Source organism: Streptomyces lusitanus (assembly GCF_042647945.1).
Classification (GTDB): domain Bacteria; phylum Actinomycetota; class Actinomycetes; order Streptomycetales; family Streptomycetaceae; genus Streptomyces; species Streptomyces pseudogriseolus.
On the sequence record NZ_JBHRWL010000018.1, the window covers coordinates 182,889 to 206,338 of the forward strand.

Genomic DNA, 23,450 nt, shown 5'->3' on the forward strand with positions numbered 1-23,450 from the left:
GAAGTCCCACGGGGGGACTTCCGGCGCCCGTGCTTCTCGCGACGCCGAGTCGGGTGGTGGGCGGGCACGGGCCGGGGGTCCAGGGGGCGGAGCCCCCTGGCGGCTCAGCGGCGACGCCGCTCACGGGTCCAGGGGCGGAGCCCTTGAGGTGATTCAGCCACGGCGCCGCGCCCAGGGCGCCCGGCGCCGTCCACAGCCCCCGCACCCGCGGACGCGGCGACGTACCCTGGACACCCCCGGCCCGCGGCGCGCGTCGGGCCCGTCGTGTTGCACATCCCCGGAAGGGATTCCGCCCCGCATGAGCCTGCACGGTCTGCTCGACGCCGTCGTCAAGGACACCGCCCTCGCGGAAGCGATCACCGCCGCCGCCGACGGCAACCGCATGCACGTCGACCTCGTCGGCCCGCCCGCGGCCCGCCCCTTCACCGTCGCCGCCCTGGCCCGTGACGCCGGACGCCCCGTGCTCGCCGTGACGGCGACCGGACGCGAGGCGGAGGACCTGGCGGCCGCCCTGCGTTCGCTCCTCCCGTCCCAGGGGGTCGTGGAGTACCCGTCCTGGGAGACGCTGCCGCACGAGCGGCTCAGCCCCCGCAGCGACACCGTCGGCCGCCGCCTCGCCGTACTGCGGCGCCTGGCCCACCCCCGCCCCGACGACCCCGAGACCGGCCCGGTCTCCGTCGTCGTCGCGCCCGTGCGCTCCGTGCTCCAGCCGCAGGTCAAGGGGTTGGGCGACCTGGAGCCGGTCGCCCTGCGCACCGGTCAGAGCGCCGACCTGAACGAGATCGTCGAGGCCCTCGCCGCCGCCGCGTACGCGCGCGTCGAGCTGGTCGAGAGGCGCGGCGAGTTCGCCGTACGGGGCGGCATCCTGGACGTCTTCCCGCCCACCGAGGAACACCCCCTGCGCGTCGAGTTCTGGGGCGACGACGTCGAGGAGATCCGCTACTTCAAGGTCGCCGACCAGCGGTCCCTGGAGGTCGCCGAGCACGGGCTGTGGGCGCCGCCCTGCCGCGAGCTGCTGCTCACGGACGACGTGCGCGAGCGGGCGCGGGTGCTCGCGGAGCAGCATCCGGAGCTGGGCGAGCTGCTCGGGAAGATCGCCGAGGGCATCGCCGTGGAGGGCATGGAGTCCCTCGCGCCGGTCCTCGTCGACGACATGGAGCTGCTGCTCGACGTGCTGCCCAAGGGCGCCATGACCGTCGTCTGCGACCCGGAGCGGGTGCGGACGCGCGCGTCGGACCTGGTGGCGACGAGTCAGGAGTTCCTCCAGGCGTCCTGGGCGGCCACCGCCGGCGGCGGCGAGGCGCCCATCGACGTCGGCGCGGCGTCCCTGTGGTCGATCGCGGACGTCCGTGACCGGGCGCGTGAGCTGGACATGATGTGGTGGTCGGTGTCGCCGTTCGCCGCCGACGAGGAGCTGGACTCCGACACCCTCAAGCTCGGCATGCACGCCCCCGAGACCTACCGCGGCGACACCGCGCGGGCGCTCGCCGACACCAAGGGCTGGCTCGCCGACGGCTGGCGCACGGTCTACGTCACCGAGGGGCACGGCCCGGCCGCCCGCACCGCGGAGGTGCTCGGCGGCGAGGGCATCGCCGCCCGCCTCGACAACGACCTGGGCGAGCTGACCCCCTCCGTGGTGCACGTCTCCTGCGGCTGCATCGACCACGGCTTCGTCGACCCGGCGCTCAAGCTGGCCGTGCTCACCGAGACCGACCTCACCGGCCAGAAGGCGTCCGGCCGCGAGGGCGCCCGGATGCCCGCCCGGCGCCGCAAGACCATCGACCCGCTCACTCTGGAGGCGGGCGACTACATCGTCCACGAGCAGCACGGCGTCGGCCGGTACATCGAGATGGTGCAGCGCACCGTGCAGGGCGCCACCCGCGAGTACCTGGTCGTGGAGTACGCCCCCGCCAAGCGCGGCCAGCCCGGCGACCGCCTCTACATCCCCACCGACCAGCTGGAGCAGATCACCAAGTACGTCGGCGGCGAGGCCCCGACCCTGCACCGGCTCGGCGGCGCCGACTGGACCAAGACCAAGGCGCGCGCCAAGAAGGCCGTCAAGGAGATCGCCGCCGACCTGATCAAGCTGTACAGCGCGCGGATGGCGGCCCCCGGGCACACCTTCGGGCCCGACACGCCGTGGCAGCGCGAGCTGGAGGACGCGTTCCCGTACGCGGAGACGCCCGACCAGCTCACCACCATCGCCGAGGTCAAGGAGGACATGGAGAAGTCGGTCCCCATGGACCGTCTGATCTGCGGCGACGTCGGCTACGGCAAGACCGAGATCGCGGTGCGGGCCGCGTTCAAGGCCGTCCAGGACGGCAAGCAGGTCGCCGTGCTCGTCCCCACCACGCTGCTGGTGCAGCAGCACTTCGGGACGTTCAGCGAGCGGTACGCGCAGTTCCCGGTGGTCGTGAAGGCGCTGTCCCGCTTCCAGACCGACACGGAGGCCAAGGCGACGCTGGAGGGACTGCGGGACGGCTCGGTGGACGTGGTCATCGGCACGCACCGGCTGTTCTCCTCCGAGACCAAGTTCAAGGACCTGGGCCTGGTCATCGTCGACGAGGAGCAGCGGTTCGGCGTCGAGCACAAGGAGCAGCTGAAGAAGCTGCGCGCCAACGTGGACGTGCTGACCATGTCCGCCACGCCGATCCCGCGGACCCTGGAGATGGCGGTCACCGGCATCCGCGAGATGTCGACGATCACCACCCCGCCGGAGGAGCGCCACCCGGTGCTCACCTTCGTCGGCCCCTACGACCAGCGGCAGATCGGAGCCGCGATCCGCCGTGAGCTGCTGCGCGAGGGCCAGGTCTTCTACATCCACAACCGTGTCGAGTCCATCGACCGCGCGGCGGCCCGGCTCCGCGAGATCGTGCCCGAGGCGCGCATCGCGACCGCCCACGGCCAGATGTCCGAGCAGGCGCTGGAGCAGGTCGTCGTCGACTTCTGGGAGAAGAAGTTCGACGTGCTGGTGTCGACGACGATCGTCGAGTCCGGCATCGACATCTCCAACGCCAACACGCTCATCGTGGAGCGCGGCGACAACTTCGGCCTCTCCCAGCTGCACCAGCTGCGCGGCCGGGTCGGCCGCGGCCGGGAGCGCGGGTACGCGTACTTCCTGTACCCGCCGGAGAAGCCGCTCACGGAGACCGCGCACGAGCGGCTCGCGACGATCGCCCAGCACACCGAGATGGGCGCGGGCATGTACGTGGCGATGAAGGACCTGGAGATCCGCGGCGCGGGCAACCTGCTGGGCGGCGAGCAGTCCGGGCACATCGCGGGCGTCGGCTTCGACCTGTACGTGCGGATGGTGGGCGAGGCGGTCGCGGACTACCGCCGCCAGCTGGAGACCGGCGAGGTCCAGGAGGAGCCGCCGCTCGAGGTGAAGATCGAGCTGCCGGTCGACGCGCACGTCCCGCACGACTACGCGCCCGGCGAGCGGCTGCGCCTCCAGGCGTACCGGGCGATCGCCTCCGCCAACAGCGAGGAGGACATCAAGGCCGTCCGCGAGGAACTCGTCGACCGCTACGGCAAGCTGCCGGAGCCGGTGGAGAACCTGCTGCTGGTGGCGGGCCTGAGGATGCTCGCACGGGCGTGCGGCGTCGGCGAGATCGTGCTCCAGGGCACGAACATCCGGTTCGCGCCGGTGGAGCTGCGCGAGTCGCAGGAGCTGCGCCTGAAGCGGCTGTACCCCGGCACGGTCATCAAGGCGACCGCGCACCAGGTGCTGGTCCCGCGCCCGAAGACCGCGAAGGTCGGCGGCAAGCCGCTGGTCGGGCGGGACCTGCTCGGGTGGGTCGGGGAGTTCCTCACCTCGGTGCTGGGATCCTGACCCGGCCGTCCCCGGTGACGGCGAGGGCCGTCCGCGGTGCGCGAGGCGCATCGCGGGCGGCCCAGAGCTGTGTGTGAGGCCTACGGCTGCTGGTCGGGCCGGTCGCGCTCCATGCCGAGCCGGCGCTCCGCCTGCTGCTGGCCGGTGTCGATGTGCTGCTCGTACTTGCCGCCGGTCCTCTCGTTCAGCTTCTTCTCCGCGGCGTCGGAGGCCTTGTGCGCCTTCTCGCGCGCCGCCTTGTTGCTCTTGAACTTGTCGAGGATGCCCATCCAGAGCTCCTTCCGAAGTGGCTCAAATCCGACCATACGCGTGGATCGGACGGAATGCCCAAATGGGCGGTGACAGGTCTGGACCACTCGCTCGTTACGGTGAGCTTCCGGATCGGACCGCCCCTGCCGGGGCAGGGTTACAGCAGAACAAGGGAGGGGCGCGGTGACGCGAGACCTGGGGTGGGGCAGCAGAGCGCGGCGCACGGGAGGGGCGGCGGCCGTCGCGGTGGTCCTCCTCGCGGGATGCGAGTCGATACCCGAGGCGGACGTCCCCGCCTCCGGAGGCAGCGGCGCGGCGGCCCCCGACGGGCACGCGGTGAGCCCGCTGGACAACCCCGACGGCACCCGCCCCGGCCTCGCCCCCGTCCGTGACGCGCGCGACCGCGCCGAGGCCGCCGCCCTGATCGGCAAGGTCGCCACCAAGGGCCGCGGCCCCAAGACCGGCTACGACCGCGACGAGTACGGCTACGCGTGGATGGACACTGCCGACGGCGTGCCCCTGGCCCGGAACGGCTGCGACACCCGCAACGACATCCTCCGCCGCGACGGCCAGAAGCTCCGCTTCCGCTCCGGCTCCGACTGCGTCCTCGTCTCCCTGACCCTGGCCGACCCCTACACCGGCACGACGATCGAGTGGCGCAAGCAGGACGCCTCCGAGGTCCAGATCGACCACGTGGTGCCGCTCTCCTACAGCTGGCAGATGGGCGCCGCCCGCTGGTCCGAGGCCAAGCGCCGGCAGCTGGCCAACGACCCGCTCAACCTGCTCCCCGTCGACGGCAGCGCCAACTCCGCCAAGAGCGACTCAGGACCGGCGTCCTGGCTCCCGCCCAGCAGGACGATCCGCTGCGCCTACGCCGTCCGCTTCGCCCAGGTCGCGGTGAAGTACGAGATGCCCGTGACGGCGGCGGACAAGGAGACCATGCGGGAGCAGTGCGGGGCCTGAGGCCGGGCAGGTGCGACGGCCCGGGGACTTGAGGTGGTCGTGGATAACCGGTGGTCAGGGCGTCGGGCGCGTGTCTACCGTGGCGTCCATGACGTTCACGATCATGAGTCTCGCCGAGCGGCCCGACCGGTGGCCGGCGGTGCGCGACATGGCGGACAGCTGGCCGGTGTTCGTGACCGAGGACCTCGTGGGCGCCGCCTGCTTCCCCCGCATCGCCGCCGAACTGCCCGCCTACGTCCTCTTCGCCGAGGACGAGGACGGCGAGGTCGTCGCCACCGCGCACAGCGTGCCGTTCGCGCTGCGTGCCCCCGGTCGCGGCGGCCTGCCCGCGCGGGGCTGGGACCAGGTGCTCACCTGGGCCTTCGCCGACCTGCGGGCCGGGGTGCGGCCCGACACCGTCAGCGCGGTCGCGGTCACCGTCGCCCCGCACGCGCAGGGCCGCGGGCTGTCCGCGCTGATGCTCACCGCGATGCGGGACAACGCCCGGGCGCACGGTTTCGGCGAGGTCGTCGCCCCCGTGCGCCCCAGCGCCAAGCATCTTCAGCCGCGCACCCCGGTCGAGGAGTACGTCCGCCGGATGCGCCCCGACGGGCTGCCCGAGGACCCGTGGATGCGCGTCCACGCCCGCGCCGGCGCCACCGTCGAGCGGGTGGCGCCGGCGTCCATGACCGTGTCGGCGTCCCTGGAGCAGTGGCGCCGCTGGACGGGCCTGCCGTTCGACACCGACGGCCCGGTCGAGGTGCCCGGGGCGCTGGTGCCGGTCCACTGCGACGTGGCGGGCGGTCACGCCGTGTACGTCGAGCCGAACGTGTGGATGCGGCACCCGCTGTGACGGACGGTCAGGCCAGGGCGTCGAGGTCGAGGATCTCGCCCTCGGGCTTGTGAGCCGGGACCGGCTTGCCGAAGTCGGTGAAGGCGATCGACCCCGGGTCCGCGGCCGACGTGCTCTCCAGCCGCAGCAGGTACGGCTCGCCCGTGGTGGCGACGTAGAAGGTGTAGCGGTCCGTGCCGTCCTGCTCGGTGAGCGTGAGCGCCGGGGTGCCGTCGAGCGTGGTGGCCTTGCCCCGGGTCGCGTTCGAGCTGCCGTGCTCCGCGTCGCCGAGCACCTCGTCGAGGTCGCAGAACCCCGCGATGTCCTCGGCGTCCGCGCCGGTGGCCGCCATCCTGGTCCAGGTGCCGGCCATCATCTCCACCACCGCGTCGACGTCCGCCTGCGGCTCGCCCTCGCTCTGGGCGCGCAGGAACGCCTCGTCGTACTTGGCGTAGAGGGTGTCGCCGGTCTTGATCAGCTCGACCTCGCCCTCGTCGCCCACGCCGAGGGTGCCGGCGCAGTCGCCCTGCTTGTTCAGGGCCATGTCGACGTGGAGGGTGCCCCCGCTCTCCTCGTCGGGGATCTCGCCCGTGAACCGCAGGGACGGGGCGCCGGTGGTGGCGGCCACCGCGCGTTCGGTGATCTCGCCGCCGGACAGCCCGGCGAACGGCTCGTTCGGGTCCTTCGCGGTGTCCGCGTTCTTCGTCTGCTCCGAGGACGGCCGGGAGCCGGCGGACGCCGTGTCCCCGCCGGACTGACAGCCGGTGAGCCCGGCCCCGGTCACGGCGACGAGGCAGAGCGCGGCGAGTGCGGTGCGACGCATGACGGTTTCGTTCCTTCGGGATCGTGGTGGTGGACGGTCACCGCGGAGCGGCAGCGGTGACCGGCGCGGGCGCGGGTGGTGGGTGTGCGGCGCGCCGCGAGGTGAGTGTCAGAACTGGCCGTTGCCGAGGAGTTCGCCGTCGGCGTCGTAGACGGTGACGAGGCCGTTCGCGCTCTGCTTCCAGTCGGCGAAGGCGGAGGCGATGAGCTTGGCGGGGCCGGTGCCCTCGCCCATGATCCCGCCGGTGAAGTCGGTGTAGACGTCGGCGGTGTCGAGGATGTCGTTCTGGTCGTCGGCGCCCTGCACCTTGGTGACGTGGGAGACGGCCTCCTTCTCCTGGTCCGTCCCGTTCTTCTGCACGAACGCCTTGAACTGCTCGGCCTGCGAGACCTTCTGCTCCGTCTCCTCGGCCTTGTCCGCCGCGTCCGCGCCCTGGCCCTCGCCGGCCCCGGTGTCCGCCCCCGCGTCCTTCGCACCGCCGGGCTGCTTGTCCGCGGAGGCGGAGGCGCCCTTGTCGGCGGAGCCGGTCCCTCCGTCGCCGCCGTTGGCCGAGACGGCGCCGATGACGACGAGCCCCACGACGGCGCCCAGCACGATCTTGCTCTTCATACCCATGACGGTGTGTCCCTCCCCAGGTCGCGGCCGCCCCCGTTTCACCGGCGGCCGCTCGTTTGCTGGGTCAATCAGAGCAGAGACTGTGAACCGAGTCAACATGAGCTAGCTGACGTGGTGAGTACACGTCCGTGAACCTCTGTTCCGTGCCGCCGTCGGTATGCTCGTCGCCACACAGGGAGCTACGGGAGAGCGGGGCGGGGTTCCGGAATGCAGGGCAGCGCGACTGAAGTGACCGCCGCGGGGATCGCCCGGCTGGCGGGGGTGGGCCGGGCCGCGGTCAGCAACTGGCGGCGCCGGCACGCCGACTTCCCCCGGCCGGTCGGCGGCACCGAGACCAGCCCCGCCTTCGCCCTGGCCGAGGTCGAGGCGTGGCTGCGGCGCCACCGCAAGCTCGCCGAGGTCCCGCTCAAGGAGCGCGTCTGGCAGCAGCTCGTCGGCCATCCCGAGGGACCGGTCACCGCGCTCGTCCACGCCGGCTGCGCCCTGCTGCTGATCCACGACCGGCCGCCCGTCTGGCTCGACATCAGCTCCGGCGCCGACGAACGGCTCGCCGCGCTGCTCCCCGCGGCGCTGGACGAGGTGCTCACACCGCGCATGCCCGAGACGGCCCGGCAGGGCCGCCCCGACCGCTCACGCGTGAACGGTCAGCACCCTGTGAACACCCCGGGCGCGCCCACCCCGGCGTCCCTGACGACACCGGCCACCCCGGCCGCCCCCGCCCTCGACATCCCCACCGCCCCCCGCCTGCTCCCCTCCGTCCCCCTCCTGCGCGGTGTCGCCGAGCTCGCCGCCGAGCGGGGCGCCCGCCCCACCTTCGAGTTCCTGCTCGGCCGGCACCTCGACGCCAACCCGCGCCAGTACACGCTCACCCCGCCCGGCGTCGCCGACCTCATGGCCGCCCTCGCCGGCACCCCCGCCACCGTCCTCGACCCCGCCTGCGGCACCGGCGCCCTGCTCCGCGCCGTCGCCGACCGCCCCGACCGCCGGCTCCACGCCCAGGACGGCTCGCCGGAGCTCGCCGCCCTCACCGCCCTGCGCCTCGCCCTGCACACCCGCGCCCCCGTGCACGCCGCCGCCGGCGACACCCTGCGGGCCGACGCGTACCCGGAGCTGCGGGCCGACGCCGTGCTGTGCCACCCGCCGTTCAACGAGCGCAACTGGGGCCACGACGACCTCGCCTACGACCCGCGCTGGGAGTACGGCTTCCCCGCCCGCACCGAGTCCGAGCTGGCCTGGGTGCAGCACGCGCTCGCCCGGCTCCGGGACGGAGGCACCGCCGTGCTGCTGATGCCGCCCGCCGTGGCGTCCCGCCGCTCCGGCCGGCGGATCAGGGCCGACCTGCTGCGCCGGGGCGCGCTGCGCGCCGTCGTCGCGCTGCCCGCCGGGGCGGCGCCCCCGTACAGCGTGCCGCTGCACCTGTGGGTGCTGCGCCGGCCCGACCGGACGCCCGCGCAGCCGGAGGTGCTGCTCGTCGACGCCGGGCGGTTCACCGACGACGGGCGCGGCGGCCCCGACTGGCCCGGGGTGCGGGAGACGGTGCTCGACGCCTGGCGCGCCTTCGACGCCGCCGGACGGATCGACGAACGGCCCGGCCTGGCCCGCTCGGTGCCGGTCATCGAACTCCTCGACGACGACGTCGACCTCGCGCCCGCCCGCCGTCTGCCGCCCCCGGCCGACACGGACGGCGCCGGCCGGCTGACCGGCGTACGCGCGCGGCTCGACGAGACGCTGCGGCTGACCGCCGAGCTGACGCCGCCGCCCGCGGAACCCGTGCCGCCCGCCGCGTCCGGACGGCTGCCGCTGACCACCGTCGGCGAACTGGCCCGCGCGGGCGCGCTGGTGATGCGCACCGGCGGCCACGGCGGACCCGGCGGACACGGCGGACACGGCGGACCCGGCGCCCACGCGCGCGTGGCCGTGCTCACCGACCACGACGTGCTGGCCGGGACCCGCCCCCTCCGGAACTCTCCCGGAGAGCGAGGAGGAGCCGGTGCTGACCGAGCCGGGCGACGTCGTGCTGCCCGTGCTCGGTGGCGGGGCCGTCGCCCGGGTGGTCGACGAGGAGACCGCCGGGGCCGTGCTCGGACGCAACCTCGTGCTGCTGCGCCCCGATCCGGCGGCGCTCGACCCGTGGTTCCTCGCCGGCTTCCTGCGCGGCACCGCCAACCACCGCCAGGCCAGCAGCTACGCGTCCACCGCCACCCGGCTCGACGTCCGCCGCCTCCAGCTCCCGCGCCTCGCACCGGACGAACAGCGGCGCTACGGCGAGCGGTTCCGCGCCCTGGACGCGTTCGAGAGGGCGCTCAGGGAGGCCGGACGGCTCGGCGAGCAGCTGGTGCGCGGGATGTACGACGGCCTCACCGACGGGACGATCGCCCCTTAGAAGCCGCCGCGCCGGAACCCACCGGTCCGCCCCTGCGCGCCCTGCGCGCCCCCGCGCGCGGGGAGTTCGCGCCGCTGCCCGGCACGCTCCGGTACGACAACGGTTCGGTACATCACGGGACCGGTTGTCGCCGTGGGCCTATACGCTCGGACTCTCCACCGGAGATCCCATCGGCTACACCCGTCCAGGAGCAGCATGTACGGCCACGGCGCGCCGCCGCCCACACCCAGCTCGGGCTCGGTCATCACGCAGCGCGTGCTGTACACGGCCGCCGGTGTCCTGTGCTGCGGCATGCTGGCCGCCGTGCCGCTGTTCCGGGTCGCGGTGCTGCGCGGGCGGGTCTTCGACTGGATAACGGCCTGGGCGAGCATCCCGTTCGCCATCGCCTGCATGGCCGTGATCGGCTCCCTGCCGGAGAGCGACTGGCGGACCGACGTGGCCCTCGCCGCCCTGCTCCTGCTGGGCGCGTGCGCGGGCGCGTACTACCTGACCGTCGACATCCGCCTGCCCCGGCGGCAGGGCCCGTACGGCGGCCCGGTGCCGCCGTCGCCGCACGCCACCACGGTCCACGCCCACGGCGGCCCCGCCCCCTACGGCTACCCGCAGCCGGCCGCGCCGTACCGGCCCACGGCCGTGTCGCAGCCGCAGCCGCACACCCCGCACCCCGGCTCCGTGCCGGCCGCCCCCGTGCCGCCCACCCCGGTGCCTCCCGTCCCCGTGTCCCCGCCGCAGGGGCAGCCGCCGCAGCGGCCCGCGCCCGCGCGGATCGACCAGGTGCGCGCCGAGCTCGACGAGCTCAGTGACTACCTGCGCCGGCAGGACGGACAGCAGCGCCGGCCGGGCGACCCCGAGGGCGGACGGTGAGCGGGACGACGGGACGGGTCGTCGCCGGCCGCTACGAACTGTCCACGCTCATCGGGCAGGGCGGCATGGGCCAGGTCTGGACGGCCTACGACAAGCGTCTCGACCGGCGCGTGGCGGTGAAGCTGCTGCGCCCCGACAAGGTGGCAGGACACGAGGCGGACGAGCTGCGCCGCCGCTTCGTGCGCGAGTGCCGGGTGACCGCGCAGGTCGACCACCCCGGCCTGGTCACCGTGCACGACGCGGGCAGCGAGGGCGAGGAGCTGTTCCTCGTCATGCAGTACGTCGACGGCGCCGACCTCGGCGACCACCTCGCCGAGCACGACCCGTACCCGTGGCAGTGGACGGTCGCGGTCGCCGCGCAGCTGTGCGCGGTGCTCAGCGCCGTGCACGCGGTGCCGATCGTCCACCGCGACCTCAAGCCGCGGAACGTGATGGTGAAGCAGGACGGCACGGTCACCGTGCTCGACCTCGGCGTGGCCTCCGTGATGGACGCCGACACCACGCGCCTGACCCACACCGGCACCCCCATCGGCTCGCCCGCCTACATGGCGCCCGAGCAGGCGATGGGCGGCGCGGTCGGCCCGTACACGGACCTGTACGCGCTCGGCGTGCTGATGCACGAACTGCTCAGCGGGGACGTGCCGTTCTCCGGTTCCACGGCGCTCGGGGTGCTGCACCGGCACCTGTACGAGCCGCCGGTGCCGGTGCGGCGGCTGCGCCCCGAGGTGCCCGAGGCGCTGGAGACCCTGGTGCTGCGGCTGCTCGCCAAGGACCCGCAGCACCGCCCGGACTCCGCGCAGGAGGTCTACGAACACCTGGCGCTGCTGCTGCCCTCCCGGGGCACGCCCACCGGCGCCCCGCTGGACCCGACCCGGCCCTTCCTGCGCCCGCACGCCCCCTGGCCGGACCGCGCCAGGACGCCGGCGCCGCAGCCCGCGCCCGCCGCGCCGCCCGCCCCGGCGGCGGAGAAGGCCGACGTCGCCGCCGCCGTGGACGAGGTGAAGCGGCTGCTCGGCGAGGGCCGCATCACCCAGGCCGTCGACATCCTCGGCTCGATCCTCCCGGTCGCCGCCGAGCAGCACGGCGAGCACTCCCCGGTGGTGCGCACCCTGCGCAAGCAGTACGCGGCCACGCTCCTCGACGACGGCCAGTACCGGCGGGCCCTGCCCGAGCTGCGCCGCCTCGCCGACGAGCGCGCCGCCGAGGCCGGCCAGGCCGACCCGCAGTCGCTGCGCCACCGCTACGAGGCCGCCCAGTGCCTGGAGCAGCTCGGCGACCCGGCCGCCGCCCTCGCCGAGTACCGGGCGCTGCTGCCGTACTACGAGAACCAGTACGTGGCCGCAGGGGACCCGCAGCAGGCCCACGACGTGCGGCGCCGCATCGGCCATCTGCTGCTCGCCCTCGGCGACCGGGCCGCCGCGCACGACACGCTGGTGCGGCTGCTGCACGACGTGGAGCGCGTCCAGGGGCCGGGGCACCCGCTCGCGGCGGACATCAGGCGCACCCTCCAGTGGCTGGGGCAGGTGCGGGGGTAGCCGCGGACGGGCCCGCGCGGGGACGGCGCGAGGGGACGGCGGGCGCGGCGGTGCCGGAAGTCGCCGTGAATCGTTGGTCGAATGGGTTGGCCAGAGCTTGGCCGATGCCTACCATCGATCACCGCAAGACTTTGTGCACCGCCGCACAAGCTCTCCTCAGGAGGTTTCCTTGCACCGCCGTCGTCGCACCGCGCTCCTCCTCACCGCCGCGATCGCCGCGGCGGCTCCCCTGCTCACCGCCTGCGGGAACGACGCGCACCCCGGTGCGGCGGCCGTGGTCGGCGGGGAGCGGATCACCGTGTCGCAGCTGGAGAACCGCGTCGACGAGGTGCGGGCCGCCCAGCGGGCCGCCGTCCCGGACGACGCGCAGTACCAGCAGGCCATCGCCCGCACCGGCGGCCTGACCCGCGACACCCTGCACAGCATGGTGCTGGACCGGGTGCTGGAGCGCGCCGCGCGCGACGCCGGGGTGACCGTCTCCGACCGCGAGGTGCAGCGCACGCGGGCCGACTTCGAGGAGCAGGCCGGCGGCGCGAAGGCGCTGGAGGCCGCCTGGCTCCAGCAGTACGGCGTCCCGCCGCAGCGGCTCGACGACAACCTCCGCCTCCAGGTGACGGCGCAGAAGCTCGCCCAGAAGCTCGGCACCGACACCGGCCGTCCCGAGTTCTGGAAGGCGCTGTCCGACGCGAGCAAGGAGCTCGACGTCGACCTCAACCCCCGCTACGGCGAGTGGGACGCGGAGAAGAGCAGCCGGGTGGACGCCAAGACCCCGTGGGTGAAGGACGTCACCGCTGTGGACGGGCCGCCGCTGGGCCTGTGACGTGGGCTAGTTTCGAAGGGTGAACGCAACCAGCCCCGCCCCCGGCCGCATCGTCCTGCTCACCACCAGCCACCGGGTCGCGCCAGGTCTGCTGTCCTGGCCCGCCTGGCAGGCCCTGCACGCCGCCGACCGGGTGCTGTGCGCGGACGGCGCCCACCCGCAGCTGCCGTACCTGCGCGAGGCGGGGACAGCCGTCGAGGAGGCCGCGCCCACCGCGGAGGAGGTCGTCGACGCCTGCGCCGGCGGCCGCACCGTGGTCGTCGTCGCGACCGGCGAGGGCGAGCCCGCGCTCACCGACGGACTGGCGCGGCTGGCCGGCAGCGGCCGGGTCCGCATGCCCGAACTGGAGCTGCTGCCCGCCTCCTACGACCTGCCGGGTGCCCGCCTGCTCGACCTGGTCCAGGTCATGGACCGCATCCGCGCGGAGTGCCCCTGGTCCTCCCGGCAGACCCACAAGGGGCTCGCCAAGTACGGCATCGAGGAGGCGTACGAGCTCGTCGAGGCCATCGAGGACGGCGACCGGGACGAGCTGCGCGAGGAACTGGGGGACGTGCTGCTCCAGGTCGTCTTCCACGCGCGGATCGCCGAGGAGCACCCGGAGGAGCCGTTCTCCGTCGACGACGTGGCGGGCGGCATCGTCGCCAAGCTCGTCCACCGGCATCCGCACGTCTTCGGGGAGGAGACGGCGCGGACGCCGGAGGAGGTCAAGGCGCACTGGATGCGGACGAAGGCGGAGGAGAAGCGGAGGGAGTCCGTCACGGACGGGGTGCCGGTGGGGCAGCCGGCGCTGGCCCTCGCCGCGAAGCTGGCGGCACGGGTCCGCGGGGCGGGCCTCGCCGTTCCTCTGCCCTCGGGGGAGGGCGTCGGCTACGAGTTGCTGGCGCTGGCGGCGCGGGCGGAGGCGGAGGGGGTCGACGCGGAGGCGGCGCTTCGGGCTGCCGCCCGGGTCTACAGGGACGCGATCCGCGCCACGGAATCAGCCGCGCGCGCCTGACCTCCCCCCTCGGGGGCTCCGCCCCCGAACCCCGGTTGCGCAGTTCCCCGCGCCCCTGGGGGATGTGATCCGCGCGAGACAACAAGCCGCCCGCGCCTGACCTCCCGTTCGCGCAGTTCCCCGCGCCCCTGAGGGCACACCCCTCAAGGGGCGCGGGGAACTGCGCGCCCAGCCCCCACGCACCCGCGCGCACCCACAACGCGAACCGCCCCCGAAGGGGCGCGGGGAACTGCGCGATCAACCCCCGCCCTCCGGCACGTGTCCGCGACGCGTACCGCCCCCGAAGGGGCGCGGGGAACTGCGCGATCAAGCCCCACGCACCCGCACGGGCCCGCGACCCGAACCACCGTCCCCCCAGGGGCGCGGGGAACTGCGCGACCAGCCACGTCCCCACCCGCACGAGCCCCCGGCCCGCAACCCCCCGCCCGTTAGGGTCACCCCATGCCCGACCAGTCACCCCCCGCCCCCCAGGGCACTGCCCCCGACCTGTTCACCTGGGAGTTCGCCGCCAACCCCTACCCCGCCTACGCCTGGCTCCGCGAACACGCCCCCGTACACAGGACGAAACTCCCCAGCGGGGTGGACGCCTGGCTGGTCACCCGGTACGCCGACGCCCGGCAGACCCTCGCCGACACCCGCCTGTCCAAGAACCCCGCGCACCACGACGAGCCCGCCCACGCCAAGGGCAGGACCGGCATCCCCGGCGAGCGGCAGGCCGACCTGATGACGCACCTGCTGAACATCGACCCACCGGACCACACCCGCCTGCGCCGCCTGGTCAGCAAGGCGTTCACCCCCCGCCGCGTGGCCGAGTTCGCCCCCCGGGTCCAAGAGCTCACCGACGACCTCATCGAACAGTTCACCGCCAGCGGCAGCGGCACCGCCGACCTCATCCACGACTTCGCCTTCCCCCTCCCCATCTACGCCATCTGCGACCTCCTCGGCGTCCCCCGCGAGGACCAGGACGACTTCCGGGACTGGGCGGGCATGATGATCCGTCACGGCGGCGGCCCCCGCGGCGGGGTGGCCCGGTCGGTCAAGAAGATGCGCGGCTACCTCGCCGAGCTGATCCACCGCAAGCGGGAGGAGCTGCCCGCCGAACCCGTTCCCGGCGAGGACCTCATCTCGGGGCTGATCCGCGCCTCCGACCACGGCGCGCACCTCACGGAGAACGAGGCCGCCGCGATGGCGTTCATCCTCCTCTTCGCCGGCTTCGAGACCACCGTCAACCTCATCGGCAACGGCACCTACGCCCTGCTCACCCACCCGGAGCAGCGCCGGCGGCTGCAACGGGCGCTGGCCGAGGGCGACCGCGCTCTGCTGGAGACGGGGGTGGAGGAACTGCTGCGCTACGACGGCCCGGTGGAGCTGGCGACCTGGCGGTTCGCCACCGAGCCGGTCGTCATCGGCGGGCAGCGGATCGCGGCCGGCGACCCGGTGCTCGTCGTGCTGGCCGCGGCCGACCGGGACCCGGAGCGGTTCGCCGACCCGGACACTCTGGACCTGGCCCGCCGGGACAACCAGCACCTGGGGTACGGGCACGGCATCCACTACTGCCTGGGCGCCCCGCTCGCGCGCCTGGAGGGACAGACCGCGCTCGCCACGCTCCTGACGCGCCTTCCGGATCTGCGGCTGGCCGTCGACCCGGCCGAACTGCGCTGGCGCGGCGGCCTCATCATGCGCGGACTCCGCACGCTTCCGGTGGAATTCTCCCCTCCGCGTTCAGGACAGACCTGACCTTCCTGTCCGTGCCCGGGGGCCGGTGCGCGGAAACCTGAGACGTGCTCAACTCTGTGATCTCCATGTGATCTGCACGGCATGAACTTGTGACAAGTGATCGTCTGCCTATACGTTCACCCATCAAGTACGGCGCGCCGCACAGTTCTGCTCGCCCGTGCCGGTTCTTGTCGCCGAGTGAAAGGCTTCCGCATGCTCTCCGGGAACGGCCGACACCGTCGCCCTCGTCAGGCTCCGGCTCTGCTCGTCGCCGCCGGCGTGACCGGCTCCGCGATCGCGATCCCGCTCCTCGGGGCGGGCGCCGCCAGCGCGGCGGACGGCGACACCTGGGACCGGGTCGCGGAGTGCGAGAGCGGCGGCTCCTGGAGCCAGAACACCGGCAACGGCTACTACGGCGGCCTTCAGTTGACCCAGGACGACTGGGAGAACTACGGCGGCACGGAGTTCGCGCCCAGCGCCGACGAGGCCAGCCGCAACCAGCAGATCACCGTGGCCGAGAGAATCCTCGCCGACCAGGGCGTCGGCAAGTGGCGCGCCTGCGGCCTGCTCACGGGTCTGAACCAGGACACCGCGTCCCCGAACGTCGACCCGGGCGTGCCGACCACCGACGCGACGCAGGGCGACTCCCGGACCGACGGCACCACCACCCCGTCCGGTTCGCCGGAAAGCGGCGATTCGCCCGCTTCGCCCACTTCACCCTCTCCGTCGGCGACATCCGGTTCGTCCGACGAGAAGGAGAGCGGCACGGACGCCGGCGCCTCCCCGTCCGCCTCCGCCACCCCCGAAGGTGACGAGTCGGACAAGTCGGGGCAGAGCACCGGTTCTTCGGAGGCCACCGAGTCCGAGGACACCGGCTCGGGCCGCCACCGCGGCCCCAGCGCCCCGGAGGAGGAGAGCGCCGACGCCGGGACCCCGTCGTCCGGCCGGCACGCCTCGCGCCCCACGGACAGGCCCGCGGGCATCAGCGACGACCGCTACACCGTGCAGACCGGCGACAGCCTGACCTCCATCGCCGACTCCCTTGCCCTCACCGGCGGATGGACGGCGCTCTACGTCGAGAACCAGCAGGTCATCGGCGACGACCCGAACCTCATCCTGCCCGGCGAACGCCTCCTGGTGGACGTCGAGGACGGCGCCGAAACCGGCGAATAAGGGGCGAAGGGCGGCAGTCGAAGACCCCTCCGCCCGGCGGGAGTTGGCGGAGTGAAAAGGGCTGATTGTCCGTAATAAAGACTGTGAGAGATAGGTCTCAGAAGCCCTGATCGTCTTTGTCTTTCCGTGCGACGCGTGCTTACGGTCGTGACCGCTCGCCACCGCGGGCCCCGGCTGCCGCCACGCCGAATCCTGCCAGTGGCAGCACGGGAACAGTCGTCGCGTCATGCGCCGTAGGCAGGAGCGGGGGACCCAGGTAAGCGCCGGACCCGGACGGTTCACGTCCGGTACGGCTTGGGGTGAAGCCGCGTCCCGGGAGGGACGTGGCCGGGCAACTCAACCGGCCCGAACCCGACAGCTCACCTCGCAGGCGTCGGTGAGGGGATCCATCCATGCTGTTTTCCGGCAAGGGCAAGCACCGTCGTCCGTCCAAGGCCACTCGCGCCATCGCCATCGCCGGTGTGACCGGCGCCGCCGTCGCCGGCCCGCTCATGGCGTCCGGCACCGCCTCCGCCGCCACCGCGTCCGAGTGGGACGCCGTCGCCCAGTGCGAGTCCGGCGGCAACTGGTCCATCAACACCGGCAACGGCTACTACGGCGGTCTGCAGTTCTCCGCCTCCACGTGGGCCGCGTACGGCGGCACCCAGTACGCCGCCAGCGCCGACCAGGCCTCCAAGGCCCAGCAGATCGAGATCGCCGAGAAGGTCCTCGCGGGCCAGGGCAAGGGCGCCTGGCCGGTCTGCGGCACCGGCCTGTCCAACGCCTCCTACGACGGCGGCTCCGCCGAGGGCTCCGCGCAGGAGTCCGGCTCCACCGAGTCGCGTGAGAGCGAGCAGAAGGCCTCCCGCTCCGCCGAGCGCCCGGCCGCCCCGGCCGAGCAGAAGGCCGACACGGCCGAGAAGAAGACCGTCACCACCCCGACCGGCACGAAGGTCGAGAAGGGCGACGGCGAGTACAAGGTCGTCAAGGGCGACACCCTCAGCTCGATCGCCGAGGAGCACGACGTCAAGGGCGGCTGGGCGAAGCTGTTCGACCTGAACGACGACATCGTCGACGACGCCGACCTCATCTACCCGGGCCAGCAGCTGCACCTGAAGTAAGGGCAGACCGCCAGGTCCCTCCCCGTCCCCACGGGCTCCCCGCCCCGGTGCGTTTCTTCCCCCGTACGCACCGGGGCGGGGTCATGTCCGGACGCATTCAGGTCACGGTTTCCCGAACGGGCTTTGTTCCGTTCAGAAACAATTTACTCTCGGTTCTGTCCATGAGGCGGGCGGCGAGATGGCCGATCGCCCGGAGCCGGTTAGGCTCGGACCCGCAGGGCCCCCGCGGCCCCGCTCACCCGCGTCACATCCCAAGAAGGAGATGCTCGTGCCGTCCATCGACGTCGTCGTAGCCCGGGAAATCCTGGACTCCCGAGGCAACCCCACGGTCGAGGTCGAGGTCGGCCTCGACGACGGCAGCACGGGTCGTGCCGCCGTCCCGTCCGGCGCCTCCACCGGCGCCTTCGAGGCCATCGAACTCCGTGACGGTGATGCAGGCCGTTACCTGGGCAAGGGCGTCGAGAAGGCCGTCCTGGCCGTCATCGAGCAGATCGGCCCGGAGCTCGTCGGCTACGACGCCACCGAGCAGCGCCTGATCGACCAGGCGATGTTCGACCTGGACGCCACCGACAACAAGGGCTCGCTCGGCGCCAACGCCATCCTCGGCGTCTCCCTCGCCGTCGCCCACGCCGCCTCCGAGGCCAGCGACCTGCCGCTGTTCCGCTACCTGGGCGGCCCGAACGCGCACCTGCTGCCGGTACCGATGATGAACATCCTGAACGGCGGCTCGCACGCCGACTCCAACGTGGACATCCAGGAGTTCATGATCGCCCCGATCGGCGCGGAGTCCTTCTCCGAGGCGCTGCGCTGGGGCGCCGAGGTCTACCACACCCTGAAGAAGGTCCTGAAGAACAAGGGCCTGGCCACCGGCCTCGGCGACGAGGGCGGCTTCGCCCCGAACCTCGGCTCCAACCGTGAGGCCCTCGACCTCATCCTCGAGGCGATCAAGGAGGCCGGCTACACCCCCGGCGAGCAGATCGCCCTGGCCCTCGACGTGGCCGCCTCCGAGTTCTACAAGGACGGCGTCTACACCTTCGAGGGCAAGGAGCGCTCGGCGGCCGAGATGACCGAGTACTACGCGGAGCTCGTCGACGCGTACCCGCTCGTGTCCATCGAGGACCCGCTGTTCGAGGACGACTGGGAGGGCTGGAAGACCATCACCGACAAGCTCGGCGACAAGGTCCAGCTCGTCGGCGACGACCTGTTCGTCACCAACCCCGAGCGCCTGGCCCGCGGCATCGAGGAGGGCGCCGCCAACGCCCTGCTGGTGAAGGTCAACCAGATCGGCTCGCTCACCGAGACCCTGGACGCCGTCGAGCTGGCCCAGCGCAACGGCTTCAAGTGCATGATGTCCCACCGCTCCGGCGAGACCGAGGACGTCACCATCGCCGACCTCGCCGTCGCCACCAACTGCGGCCAGATCAAGACCGGCGCCCCGGCCCGCTCCGAGCGCGTCGCCAAGTACAACCAGCTGCTGCGCATCGAGGAGATCCTCGACGACGCCGCGGTGTACGCCGGCCGCAGCGCCTTCCCCCGCTTCAAGGGCTGACCCGCCCCGTAAGAGGCAGCGTCGTACGTACGTCCCCGTACCCGGTCCCGTACCGTGTGCGGGGACGTACGCGCGTAGGGAAGCGAACGAGAGGCGGGAACATGGCGGTGAAGGACCGGGACCGTTTCTCCACCGCGACCAGGATCCGGCTGATCGGTGAGCAGACCGCGGCCCGGGTCTACCGCTCGCAGACCAAGCGGCAGGCCCGGCGCTCCCGGCTGACCGGCCGCGCGGCCCTGCTCGCCCTGGTCCTGTGCTCCCTGGTCGTGGCCCTCGCCTACCCGATGCGGCAGTACGTCTCCCAGCGCGCGGAGATCGCCGACCAGCAGAAGGAACAGGACGAGACCCGCCGGCGGGTGGAGCGGCTGCGCGACCTCAAGGCCCGCTGGCAGGACGACGCGTACGCCGAGCAGGAGATCCGCAGGCGCCTGCACTACGTCATGCCGGGGGAGACCGGCTACATCGTCGTCGACCCGGCCGGCGCCGGCACCGCGCGCGGCGACCTGAGGGCCGCCGACCGCCCCTGGTACGCCAACGTCTGGGACGGCGTCGACAAGGCCGACGCCGCCGCCCAGTGACCCGACGGAACACCGCAGAAAGACACGTATGGACACCCCTCCGCCCACGACATCGCGTACCGAGCCCACCGACGCGGACGTCGCGGCCTTCAAGCAGCAGCTCGGCCGTCCCCCGCGCGGGCTGCGCGCCATCGCGCACCGCTGTCCCTGCGGGCAGCCGGACGTCGTGGAGACCGCGCCGCGGCTGCCCGACGGCACGCCCTTCCCGACGCTGTACTACCTGACGTGCCCGCGGGCGAGCTCCGCGATCGGCACGCTGGAGGCGAACGGCGTGATGAAGGAGATGACCGAGCGGCTGGCCGCCGACCCGGAGCTGGCGGCCGCCTACCGCGCCGCGCACGAGGACTACGTCCGGCGCCGCGACGAGATCGAGGAGCTGAAGAACTTCCCCAGCGCGGGCGGCATGCCGGACCGGGTGAAGTGCCTGCACGTGCTCGTCGCGCACTCGCTGGCCGCCGGGCCGGGCGTCAATCCGCTCGGCGACGAGGCGCTGGCGATGCTGCCGGAGTGGTGGAGCAAGGGCCCCTGCGTGACGCCCGCGGCCGAGGAGGGCGCCCAGTGACCCGGGTCGCCGCCGTCGACTGCGGCACCAACTCCATCCGCCTGCTGGTGGCCGACGCCGACCCGGCGACGGGCGAACTCACCGATCTGGACCGGCGGATGACGATCGTGCGGCTCGGCCAGGGCGTCGACCGCACCGGCCGGCTGGCGCCCGAGGCGCTGGAGCGCACCTTCGCCGCCTGCCGCGAGTACGCGGAGATCATCGAGAAGCACGGCGCCTCGGAGCACCTGCGCTTCGTCGCCACCTCCGCCTCCCGTGACGCCGAGAACCGCGACGACTTCGTGCGCGGGGTGGTGGACATCCTGGGCGTGGAGCCCGAGGTGATCACCGGAGACCAGGAGGCGGAGTTCTCCTTCACGGGCGCCACCAAGGAGCTGACCGGCCGCGCGGACCTGCACCGGCCGTTCCTGGTGGTGGACATCGGCGGCGGCTCCACCGAGTTCGTCGTCGGCGACGACCACGTGCGCGCCGCCCGCTCCGTGGACGTCGGCTGCGTCCGGATGACCGAGCGCCACCTGGTGCGGGACGGGGCCGTGACGGACCCGCCCACCGAGGAGCAGATCGCGGCGATGCGCGCCGACATCGAGGCCGCCCTGGACCGGGCGGAGGAGACGGTGCCGCTGCGCGAGGCGCGGACGCTGGTGGGGCTGGCGGGCTCCGTCACCACGGTGTCGGCGATCGCCCAGGAGCTGCCCGAGTACGACTCCGAGGCCATCCACCACTCCCGCGTCTCCCGGGAGCGGGTCCGCGAGATCACCGAGTGGCTGCTGCGCTCCACCCACGCCGAACGGGCGGCGGTGCCCTCCATGCACCCGGGCCGGGTCGACGTGATCGGCGCGGGCGCCCTGGTCCTGCTGGCGATCATGGAACGGACGGGCGCGGAGGAGGTCGTGGTGTCCGAGCACGACATCCTCGACGGCATCGCCTGGTCCGTGGCCCAGGGCTCCTCCGCTGCCGGCCGGTAGCACTCCGCTGAGCAGTCGGAACAGCGTTTGAGCGGTGTCCGGGGGGCCTACGGGCCCCTCGGGGCGGACCCCTCCGGGAAAGTTCGTGAAGTTCTTCACAAGGAATTGGCCCCGGGAGGGCGAAGAAGCGGGGCCGATTGACCCGTTCGGGCGCTCAACACCCCTTTGAACACGTTCAGAAGGTGGTCGCGGGGGGTTCGCGCCCCCCGGTCGCACCGGCCCGCCGGCCGGCCTCACGGGCCTGCCGAGGCGGCAGAGAGGCAGCTCACGCGGCATTGACAACGCGTCAAGCGCTTGCCCGGTTCCCGGTCCGAACTGTGATCTGGATCAAGAAGCGCGGGAGTGTAGCACAGGCCCTGTCGAAGCTTGTGAAGGGGCGCACGAGGTACCCCCCTCGGACGGGTGGATACTCGATGGCATGAGCACCACGGAGCGTCCCAGGATCCTCGTAGTAGGCGGTGGGTACGTAGGCCTGTACGCAGCTCGGCGCATCCAGAAGAAGATGCGTTACGGCGAGGCGACCGTCACCGTCGTCGACCCGCGGTCGTACATGACCTACCAGCCCTTCCTCCCCGAAGCCGCCGCCGGCAGCATCTCCCCGCGGCACGTCGTCGTCCCCCTGCGGCGCGTGCTTCCCAAGGCGGAGGTCCTCACCGGCCGGGTCACCACCATCGACCAGGACCGCAAGGTCGCCACGATCGCCCCCCTGGTGGGCGAGGCGTACGAGCTGCCCTTCGACTACCTGGTGATCGCGCTCGGCGCGGTCTCCCGCACCTTCCCGATCCCCGGCCTCGCCGAGCAGGGCATCGGCATGAAGGGCGTCGAGGAGGCCATCGGCCTGCGCAACCACGTCCTCGAGCAGCTCGACAAGGCCGACTCCACCACGGACGAGGAGATCCGGCGCAAGGCGCTCACCTTCGTCTTCGTGGGCGGCGGCTTCGCCGGCGCGGAGACCATCGGCGAGGTCGAGGACATGGCCCGGGACGCGGCCAAGTACTACAAGACGGTGTCCCGCGAGGACATGCGCTTCATCCTCGTCGACGCCGCCGACAAGATCCTCCCCGAGGTGGGTCCCAAGCTCGGCACGTACGGCAAGGAGCACCTCGAGAGCCGAGGCGTCGAGGTCTACCTGTCCACCTCCATGGACTCCTGCGTCGACGGACACGTGGTGCTGAAGAACGGCCTCGAGGTCGACGCCGGCACCATCGTGTGGACCGCGGGCGTCAAGCCCAACCCGGCGCTGGCCCGCTTCGGCCTGCCGCTCGGTCCCCGCGGCCACGTCGACACCGAGCCGACGCTCCAGGTCAAGGGCACCGACTACATCTGGGCCGCGGGCGACAACGCCCAGGTGCCGGACCTCGTGGGCCGCAAGGGCGGCAACGAGAACGCCTGGTGCCCGCCGAACGCCCAGCACGCGCTGCGCCAGGCCAAGGTCCTCGGCGACAACGTGATCTCCGGCATGCGGGGCTTCCCGCAGAAGGAGTACAGCCACGCCAACAAGGGCGCGGTCGCGGGCCTCGGCCTGCACAAGGGCGTCGCGATGATCGTGATGGGCAAGTTCAAGATCAAGCTGAAGGGCCGGCTGGCCTGGTACATGCACCGTGGTTACCACGGCATGGCCATGCCGACCTGGAACCGCAAGATCCGGATCTTCGCCGACTGGACCCTCGGCATGTTCCTCAAGCGCGAGGTCGTGTCGCTCGGCGCGATCGAGTCCCCGCGCGAGGAGTTCTACGAGGCCGCCAAGCCGGCCCCGGCGCCCGCCGCCGCGCAGGAGCCGAAGAAGACCGAGGCCAAGGCCTCCTGACCCGGAGCCACCTCCGAGGTCATCCGTAGGTCACCCCCGAAGGGGCCGCCCGCCATCCGTGGTGCGGGCGGCCCCTTCGGCGTGTTCCGGGGGCGACTCCCGGCGGGTCGC

Annotated in this window: 18 protein-coding genes, 1 pseudogene and 1 riboswitch; of the genes and pseudogenes, 16 read left to right on the forward strand and 3 right to left on the reverse strand. The window is 73.0% G+C overall.

Features of this window, described 5'->3' with window-relative positions; genetic code table 11:
- Positions 1-298: 298 nt before the first annotated feature.
- On the forward strand, positions 299-3,832 hold the full coding sequence (gene mfd, locus ACFOSY_RS25020) for a transcription-repair coupling factor (RefSeq protein WP_394310748.1): 3,534 nt from the start codon (positions 299-301) through the stop codon (positions 3,830-3,832).
- A gap of 80 nt (positions 3,833-3,912) precedes the next feature.
- Here mfd and ACFOSY_RS25025 read toward each other — a convergent pair whose 3' ends face one another.
- Complete coding sequence (locus ACFOSY_RS25025; protein ID WP_006135867.1) at positions 3,913-4,101, reverse strand: antitoxin; 189 nt, start codon at positions 4,099-4,101, stop codon at positions 3,913-3,915.
- A gap of 163 nt (positions 4,102-4,264) precedes the next feature.
- On the opposite strand from ACFOSY_RS25025, the gene ACFOSY_RS25030 reads away from it, so the two are divergent.
- Together ACFOSY_RS25030 and ACFOSY_RS25035 are read left to right on the forward strand one after the other, a co-directional pair.
- Positions 4,265-5,044, forward strand: a complete 780-nt coding sequence (locus ACFOSY_RS25030; RefSeq protein ID WP_394310750.1) for an HNH endonuclease family protein — start codon at positions 4,265-4,267, stop codon at positions 5,042-5,044.
- 88 nt (positions 5,045-5,132) lie between these two features.
- A complete protein-coding gene (locus ACFOSY_RS25035; protein ID WP_394310752.1) occupies positions 5,133-5,876 on the forward strand; it encodes an N-acetyltransferase in 744 nt (247 codons plus the stop codon).
- Between the two features lie 7 nt (positions 5,877-5,883).
- Here ACFOSY_RS25035 and ACFOSY_RS25040 read toward each other — a convergent pair whose 3' ends face one another.
- Both ACFOSY_RS25040 and ACFOSY_RS25045 read right to left on the reverse strand, forming a co-directional pair.
- Positions 5,884-6,678, reverse strand: a complete 795-nt coding sequence (locus tag ACFOSY_RS25040; RefSeq protein ID WP_394310754.1) for a hypothetical protein — start codon at positions 6,676-6,678, stop codon at positions 5,884-5,886.
- A 108-nt stretch (positions 6,679-6,786) separates the two neighbouring features.
- Complete coding sequence (locus ACFOSY_RS25045) at positions 6,787-7,293, reverse strand: hypothetical protein (protein WP_394310757.1); 507 nt, start codon at positions 7,291-7,293, stop codon at positions 6,787-6,789.
- Between the two features lie 207 nt (positions 7,294-7,500).
- Here ACFOSY_RS25045 and ACFOSY_RS25050 point away from each other — a divergent pair.
- From ACFOSY_RS25050 to ACFOSY_RS25110, 13 genes and pseudogenes are all read left to right on the forward strand, one after another.
- A pseudogene (locus tag ACFOSY_RS25050) lies at positions 7,501-9,676 on the forward strand (N-6 DNA methylase).
- 195 nt (positions 9,677-9,871) lie between these two features.
- Entirely contained in the window at positions 9,872-10,540 is a 669-nt protein-coding gene (locus ACFOSY_RS25055; protein WP_394310758.1) for a hypothetical protein, read from the forward strand.
- 38 nt (positions 10,541-10,578) lie between these two features.
- Entirely contained in the window at positions 10,579-12,075 is a 1,497-nt protein-coding gene (locus ACFOSY_RS25060) for a serine/threonine-protein kinase (RefSeq protein ID WP_228752115.1), read from the forward strand.
- A 169-nt stretch (positions 12,076-12,244) separates the two neighbouring features.
- Positions 12,245-12,895 (forward strand): SurA N-terminal domain-containing protein, encoded by a 651-nt coding sequence (locus tag ACFOSY_RS25065; protein WP_394310760.1) that lies wholly within the window; start codon positions 12,245-12,247, stop codon positions 12,893-12,895.
- A gap of 19 nt (positions 12,896-12,914) precedes the next feature.
- Positions 12,915-13,889, forward strand: a complete 975-nt coding sequence (locus tag ACFOSY_RS25070; RefSeq protein WP_394310762.1) for a nucleoside triphosphate pyrophosphohydrolase — start codon at positions 12,915-12,917, stop codon at positions 13,887-13,889.
- Positions 13,890-14,330: 441 nt separating this feature from the next.
- Positions 14,331-15,626, forward strand: a complete 1,296-nt coding sequence (locus ACFOSY_RS25075; RefSeq protein WP_394310764.1) for a cytochrome P450 family protein — start codon at positions 14,331-14,333, stop codon at positions 15,624-15,626.
- Between the two features lie 192 nt (positions 15,627-15,818).
- Positions 15,819-16,778, forward strand: a complete 960-nt coding sequence (locus tag ACFOSY_RS25080) for a transglycosylase family protein (RefSeq protein WP_394310766.1) — start codon at positions 15,819-15,821, stop codon at positions 16,776-16,778.
- 219 nt (positions 16,779-16,997) lie between these two features.
- A riboswitch (cyclic di-AMP (ydaO/yuaA leader) is annotated at positions 16,998-17,166 on the forward strand.
- 4 nt (positions 17,167-17,170) lie between these two features.
- Positions 17,171-17,878, forward strand: a complete 708-nt coding sequence (locus ACFOSY_RS25085) for a transglycosylase family protein (RefSeq protein WP_394310768.1) — start codon at positions 17,171-17,173, stop codon at positions 17,876-17,878.
- Between the two features lie 268 nt (positions 17,879-18,146).
- A complete protein-coding gene (eno, locus tag ACFOSY_RS25090) occupies positions 18,147-19,427 on the forward strand; it encodes a phosphopyruvate hydratase (protein ID WP_394310770.1) in 1,281 nt (426 codons plus the stop codon).
- 101 nt (positions 19,428-19,528) lie between these two features.
- A complete protein-coding gene (locus ACFOSY_RS25095; protein ID WP_006135881.1) occupies positions 19,529-20,005 on the forward strand; it encodes an FtsB family cell division protein in 477 nt (158 codons plus the stop codon).
- Positions 20,006-20,033: 28 nt separating this feature from the next.
- Positions 20,034-20,567: a DUF501 domain-containing protein gene (locus tag ACFOSY_RS25100; protein ID WP_394310772.1), complete on the forward strand. Its 534-nt coding sequence runs from the start codon at positions 20,034-20,036 to the stop codon at positions 20,565-20,567.
- Entirely contained in the window at positions 20,564-21,532 is a 969-nt protein-coding gene (locus tag ACFOSY_RS25105) for a Ppx/GppA phosphatase family protein (RefSeq protein WP_394310774.1), read from the forward strand. The genes ACFOSY_RS25100 and ACFOSY_RS25105 overlap by 4 nt, the downstream gene beginning before the upstream one ends.
- 418 nt (positions 21,533-21,950) lie before the next feature.
- Entirely contained in the window at positions 21,951-23,339 is a 1,389-nt protein-coding gene (locus ACFOSY_RS25110) for an NAD(P)/FAD-dependent oxidoreductase (RefSeq protein ID WP_394310776.1), read from the forward strand.
- The last annotated feature ends 111 nt before the right edge of the window (positions 23,340-23,450 follow it).